Origin of the sequence: Pseudarthrobacter cremeus, assembly GCF_051857465.1 — a bacterium.
Lineage (GTDB): Bacteria > Actinomycetota > Actinomycetes > Actinomycetales > Micrococcaceae > Arthrobacter.
The window spans coordinates 208,568-214,567 of sequence record NZ_JBPZHC010000010.1; the positions used below are offsets into that span (position 1 = coordinate 208,568).

The following is a 6,000-nucleotide window of genomic DNA, read 5'->3' on the forward strand; positions in this document are numbered from 1 at the left end:
TTCACGCGGCGTATCCATCCTACAAGACGGGGTGGGGTGGTACGTGACGCGGGCTACACCGGGTCCGTCTTCAGCACCAGATTGCGGTCCCCATCCGTGCCCACCCGGTACGCGCGCAGCGGGTCCGTGCCGGTGGTGGAACAGCCCGTGGCCAGCTCAAAGGCGCGCTGGTGGAGCGGGCAGATCACCACCTCGTTGTCGATGGTGCCGTCCGCGATGGGGCCGCCCCGGTGCGGGCAGACTGCTCCGAGCGCGCGGAGCGAACCGTCCCGGAGGCGGAAGACCGCGACCTGTTCGCCGTCCACGGCGAAGGCCCGGCCCTCGCCCAGCGGAATCTGGTCAACAGGCCCCAGGACGTGCGTTCCGGTGCTTGCCTGGCTGGTGCTTGCCTGGCTGGTGTCCATCGGGCCGGTGTTCATCGGACCGGTGCTCATCGGACCGGCACCTGCGGGAGGACCGTCAGCGGCAGGGACGTTCGGAACTGGCCCGGCGTGAGGGGATCGTCCCGCTCGCTCCAGGGATCCACGTAGGCATCGACCGAGGCCTGGATGGCGGCGTCGAGTTCGCCGGCGAGGCCCTCGGAGTCCTCCACGATCACGGCCCGGAGATGTTCGATGCCCACCCGGGGAACGAAAGCGTAGGTCCGCTCCAGCCAGTTGGCGCGTTCCCGGTAGTACTGCATGAAGCGGCCGGTCAGGACCTTGACCTCCTCCGGGTCATCCACGGTGGCCAGCAGGTCGCCCTTGCGGATGTGAGCGCCCGCAGCTCCGCCGACGTAGATCTCCCAGCGGCCGCCCTCCACGGCCACTACCCCCACGTCCTTGACCAGCGATTCGGCGCAGTTCCGCGGGCAGCCGGACACGGCGAGTTTCAGCTTGGCCGGTGCTTCGATGCCCTGGAACCGGGATTCGATCTCGATGCCGAGCTTGGTGGAATCCCCGGTCCCGTAGCGGCAGAAGTCCTTGCCCACACAGGTCTTCACCGTCCGGAAGCTCTTGCCGTAGGCGTAGCCGGAGGGCATGTCCAGTTCCGCCCAGACCTGCGGCAGGTCCTCCTTGGGGATGCCCAGGAGGTCGATGCGCTGCCCGCCGGTCAGTTTGATCAGCGGGACGTTGTGCTTCTCGGCGACGTCGGCAATGCGGCGGAGCTGCTGGACGGACGTGACGCCGCCCTTCATCTGCGGGACCACTGAGAAGGTTCCGTCGCGCTGGATGTTGGCGTGGACGCGGTCGTTGATGAACCGGGCATCGCGTTCGTCGATGTATTGGTCCGCGAGCATCATCTTCAGCAGCGAGGCCAGCCCCATCTTGGACTTTGCATCCTCGGCGCTCCCCGGGGCCAGGGCCTGGAACACCGAGGAGACGGACCTTAGCCCTCGTTTACGGATTTCCGCCATCAGCGCGGCTTTGTCCAGCGGGATACCGGGCACGTAGTAGCTGGCGGCCGGGTCCTCCTCCACGGCACCGTCCGCTGCCCACTCCACCACCTGCTTCACCAGCAGCTTGCAGGAGCCGCAGCCTTTGCCGGCGCGGGTGGCATCCATGGCGCCGGCCACGGTGTTGCAGCCGTCTTTGACGACGCCGACCAGCGCCTTCTTGCTGACCCCGTTGCAGTTGCAGACCTGGGCGTCGTCGTCGAGTTCGGCCACGCCGACGTCCTCCGCCGGTGTCCCCAGATCGAACATCAGCCCGATCCGTTCCTCCGGCAGGGGCATGCCGCGGTCGTAGGCCTGGGTCAGGAAGGCCACCTTGCGGCTGTCGCCGAGCAGGGTGGCGCCCACCATCTTGTTGTCCCGGACCACGATGGACTTGAAGATGCCCCGGCTGGGCTCGGAGAAAACGATTTGTTCGTCTGTGTCCCGTTCCGGACCGTGCAGGCCCATGGATGCCACCTCGACGCCTGCCACCTTCAGTTTGGTGGCGGTGCGGGAACCCAGATAGGCCGACGACGTATCGGCGCCGGTCACGTGGTTGGCCAGCACCACGGCCTGTTCCCAGAGCGGTGCCACCAGGCCGTACACCTGCCCGCGGTGCTGGACGCATTCGCCCACGGCATAGATGTGGTCCTCGTCCTGGACGCGCAGCTGGTCATCCACCACGATGGCGCGTTCCACCGGCAGGCCGCTGAGCACCGCGAGGTCCACGTTGGGGCGGATGCCCGCGGCCACCACCACCATGTCGCACTCGATGTCGGGCCGGTCCCGGAGGCTGACGCCGGTGACCCTGTCGGTTCCCAGGACACCGGTGGTGCGGCTTCCGGTGTGCACCCCGATGCCAAGGGCCTCCACGCTGCGGCGGAGCACCGCACCGCCGTCGGGCCCCATCTGGGCGCTCATCAGGTGACCGGCGGAGTGGACCACCTCCACCTCGAGCCCCAAGCTCCGCAGGCCGTAGGCTGCTTCGAGGCCGAGCAGGCCGCCGCCGATCACCACGGCCCGGCGGTGGTGCTCCTGCTGGGCGTGGGCCACCATTTTGCGGGTGTCGTCGATGGTCCGGAAGCCGAAGATGCCGTGCTTTACGGAGCCGCCCGGCGTGTACAGGCCGTCCATTGGCGGCATGTGCGAGCTGCTGCCGGTGGCGATGATCAGGACGTCATAGGGTGTGACCCGGCCGTCGTTGGAAAAGACATGCTTGGTCGCCTTGTCGATCCTCTCGGCCCGGACACCCGCGTGCAGGTCGATGCCGTTCTCCCGGTACCAGGACAGGGCGTTGAGGAAGATATCAGCGTCGCTCTCCTCCCTGGACAGGACATGGCTGAGCATGATCCGGTTGTAGTTTCCGTACGGCTCATCGCCGAACATGGTGATCTTGAACTGGTCGGCACCGCCCCTGGCCAGGATTTCCTCAACTGCCCGGGCACCGGCCATACCGTTGCCGATCACCACCAGGCGGCGCCGGGTATCCCGGTTGGGTTTGACTGCCTGCGGCCGGGCGCGGTGCCGTTCCGCGAGGCTGGTCATCAGTGCTCCACCATGCCGAGGTCGATGACCAGGGAACCGGCTGCCGTTTCGGGCGCCACCAGGTACAGCTCGATCACCGTTCCGCCCTCAATATCCTCCACCACCCGGAGCGGGACATGGACGTCACCCTTGGCCCCGATCGGGAAGTAGCGCATGGGGACGCCGTTCCGCATCAGCACCACGGTGACAAGTTCACTGCTGGAGTTCCCGCCCCGGAAGTAGAGCGTCTGGTTGATGACGCCGTCGGGGACGTAGTGGGAGAGCTCGCTGTGGATGGGGACAGGTTTCTCCATGCCCACGCCCTGGAACGGGTAGATGCCCTGCAGGAAAAGGTTCTTGGTGATCACGTCAGGATCCTTTCGGCCGGCGGAAAGAGTGGCACAGCCTTATCCTGCTCCGCCGATGTTTCCGGACGCCGGTCACCCCGTAACTTTTCCTTTACGCAAACCTCACCGCCTCCGGGCGGCGCCGGGTGCTCAGCGCCTGGTCCCGTACCTTGTCAGGACCACACCGCCGGGAAATTTCCGGGTCTCCAGCAGGCTCAGGTTCACCCAGTGGTCCAGGGCTGTGAAGAACGGCGTGCCGCCACCTACCAAGACCGGATGGGCGACGATCGCGTACTCGTCGATCAGCCCGGCCCGCATGGCCGCCGCGGCGAGTGTGGCACCGCCGATGTCCATGGAGCCGCCGTCGTCGGCCTTCAGCCGGGTGATCTCGGTGACCGCGTCGCCGGTGACCAGGCGGGTGTTCCAGTCGACCGTGCTGGTCGTCGAGGAGAACACCATTTTCGGCATGTCCCGCCAGCGGCGGGCGAACTCGATCTGCGCCGGCGTGGCGCCGGGCTGCTGGTCGGCGGTCGGCCAGTGGGAGCTCATGGTCTCCCACAGTTTGCGCCCGTACAGCGACAGGGCCGTCGCCCCCACCCGGTCGGACCACCATTGGAACAGCTCGTCGCTCGGTACGCTCCAGCCGAGGTTGTCGCCGGGAGCGGCGATGTAGCCGTCCAGGCTCACGTTCATCGCGAAGGTCAGGTTGCGCATGGCGTCAGTCTCCCGTGCGTGGGTATCCGTTGTACAGACCAGCACGGCGCGGAGAATCACCGGTCAGACCGCACCGAGGGCCAGTTGACCACCAGGCCAGGCCGCGCTCAGGCCGGGGCGAGCACGCCCTGGTCCATTGAATACCTGAGCCAGCGGCCGGCATCATCGGTCCGCGATTTTTCGCTCTTCCGCGCGCACCGGGCAAACCATTCACGCAGGGCGCGGTCGTGGCTGACCATGACCAGGGTCCCGGTGAAGCCCTCGAGCACTTCCTCCAACTGCTCCACCAGAACGGGAGCCAGGTGGTTGGTCGGTTCGTCCACGATGAGGGTGCCGTAGCCGCCCAGGAGCAACCGGGCCAGGGCCAGGCGGCGCTGCTGGCCTGCGGACAGGCTGCCCACCGGGACGTGGAATTCGCTGGTGCGGAACAGGCCGAGGCGGAGGAGGGCTTCGGCATGTTCATCGATGTTCCCGCCCAGACCGGCCGCGAAAGCCGGCAGCAGGCGGAGGCTGGGCCGCTGCGGCAGTTCGAGTTCCTGCTGCAGGTAGCCCACCCGGGCAGGCCGAACCACGGTGCCGCCGGCGGGTTCGAGGGTTCCCGCGAGCACGGAGAGCAGCGTGGACTTGCCTGCTCCGTTGGGGCCGGTGATGAGTATCTTCTCGCCTGCGCCGGCCTGGAAATTTGTGGCACGCAGCCGGCCGGGGACATGGGCCCCCCGGACGGCCAGCACAGGTCCGCCATCGTCGGCGGCCGCAGAAGGTGACGCGCCGTCGTCGGCCACCAGCTCCGCCATCAGCCGCAACGGAACAGGCGGGCGGTCCACCGGGCTTGCCTCCAGACGGCGCAGACGCTCTTGGGCGTTGCGGACCTTGCTGTTCGCTGCTTTCTGCCAGGTGCCCGCCTTGAAGTCGAACCCCACTTTGTCGTTGTCGCGCTGACGGCCGTAGCCCATGGTCCCGGCCACGGTCTCGGCCTGGCGTTTTTCCGCTGCCATCTCATCGATCCAGGAATGGTACTGCTGGACCCAGCGCTCGCGTTCGGCTGCCTTCTCGCGGAGGTAGCCGTCATAGCCGTTGCCGTAGCGGGTCACGGCCCGGCGCTCGGCGTCCACCTCGATGATGGTGGTGGCGACCTTCCTGAGCAGGACGCGGTCGTGCGAGACCACCACCACGGTGCCGCGGTGGGCCGCGAGCCTGTCCTCGAGCCACGCGGTTCCCCGGGCATCGAGGTGGTTGGTGGGTTCGTCAAGGAGCAGGATGTCCGCCGGATCAGCCAGGACGCAGGCCAGCGCTACGCGTTCCTGCTCGCCGCCCGAGAGCGATCCGAGGGTCCGGTTCCGGTCCAGGCCGCCCAGGCCCAGCCGGTCCAGCGCGGCCTCCACCCGGGATTCCGCCGCGTAGCCTTCGCGCAGCTGGTATTCGGTCTGCAGCCTGCCGTAGGTCTCCAGCTCCTCGTCCTCCGCATCGGCCAGCCCCGCCTCCAGCCGGTCAAGCTCCGCTTCGAGGGCGCGCAGCGAGGCCAGGGACGCGTCGATGGCGGCGCCCACGGTGAAAGACTCAGGCAGTCCGTGGGTCTGGGCCAGGTAGCCAACACGGCCGTGGCTGCCCGCGGTGCCTTCGTCCGGCGCTTCGAGTCCGGCCAGGATCCTGAGCAGCGTGGATTTGCCGGCACCGTTTTCACCCACAATGGCCACATGTTCGCCGGCGTTGATCACCAGATCAATGCGCTCGAGAAGCTGGCGGTCCCCATAGCCATGGGAAACGCCGGACAGGTGGAGATGTTCAGTCAAAGTAAGTCCTCGGGTTTCCCGGGCCGGCCTGCCGGTTCAGGTCAGGCCCGTCAAGCAACGCGGGGTCACTTACGGCCCATTATTCCCTCTCAAAGTCAATGGGTCGTTGCAACTTTGGGGCTAGGCTGCGGCGGCGATGAGTTGGCGCATACGTTGTTTGGGGGTCTCGAGGTTCAGTGTGGGGCGTGGCCGGTTGTTGAGTTTGTTGGCG

At 67.3% G+C, this 6,000-nt stretch carries 5 protein-coding genes; all 5 read right to left on the minus strand.

The genetic code is table 11. From position 1 onward, the window contains the following. Positions 1–53: 53 nt before the first annotated feature. Positions 54–404 (minus strand): Rieske (2Fe-2S) protein, encoded by a 351-nt coding sequence (locus ACS5PJ_RS18120; protein ID WP_439436259.1) that lies wholly within the window; start codon positions 402–404, stop codon positions 54–56. A gap of 26 nt (positions 405–430) precedes the next feature. Next, a complete protein-coding gene (gene nirB / locus ACS5PJ_RS18125; RefSeq protein ID WP_439436244.1) occupies positions 431–2,959 on the minus strand; it encodes a nitrite reductase large subunit NirB in 2,529 nt (842 codons plus the stop codon). Next, on the minus strand, positions 2,959–3,306 hold the full coding sequence (locus ACS5PJ_RS18130) for a molybdopterin oxidoreductase (RefSeq protein WP_439436245.1): 348 nt from the start codon (positions 3,304–3,306) through the stop codon (positions 2,959–2,961). Before ACS5PJ_RS18130 ends, nirB begins: the two co-directional genes overlap by 1 nt. A 129-nt stretch (positions 3,307–3,435) precedes the next feature. Further along, positions 3,436–3,999: a dihydrofolate reductase family protein gene (locus ACS5PJ_RS18135; RefSeq protein ID WP_439436246.1), complete on the minus strand. Its 564-nt coding sequence runs from the start codon at positions 3,997–3,999 to the stop codon at positions 3,436–3,438. A 107-nt stretch (positions 4,000–4,106) separates the two neighbouring features. Beyond that, entirely contained in the window at positions 4,107–5,789 is a 1,683-nt protein-coding gene (gene abc-f, locus ACS5PJ_RS18140; protein ID WP_439436247.1) for a ribosomal protection-like ABC-F family protein, read from the minus strand. Positions 5,790–6,000 lie beyond the last annotated feature (211 nt).

What these genes read in the sequence shown, in the direction of transcription:
- ACS5PJ_RS18120 (WP_439436259.1), bottom strand. Translation starts at nt 404, where the DNA reads ATGGACACCAGCCAGGCAAGCACCAGCCAGGCAAGCACCGGAACGCAC.
- nirB (WP_439436244.1), bottom strand. Translation starts at nt 2,959, where the DNA reads ATGACCAGCCTCGCGGAACGGCACCGCGCCCGGCCGCAGGCAGTCAAA.
- ACS5PJ_RS18135 (WP_439436246.1), bottom strand. Translation starts at nt 3,999, where the DNA reads ATGCGCAACCTGACCTTCGCGATGAACGTGAGCCTGGACGGCTACATC.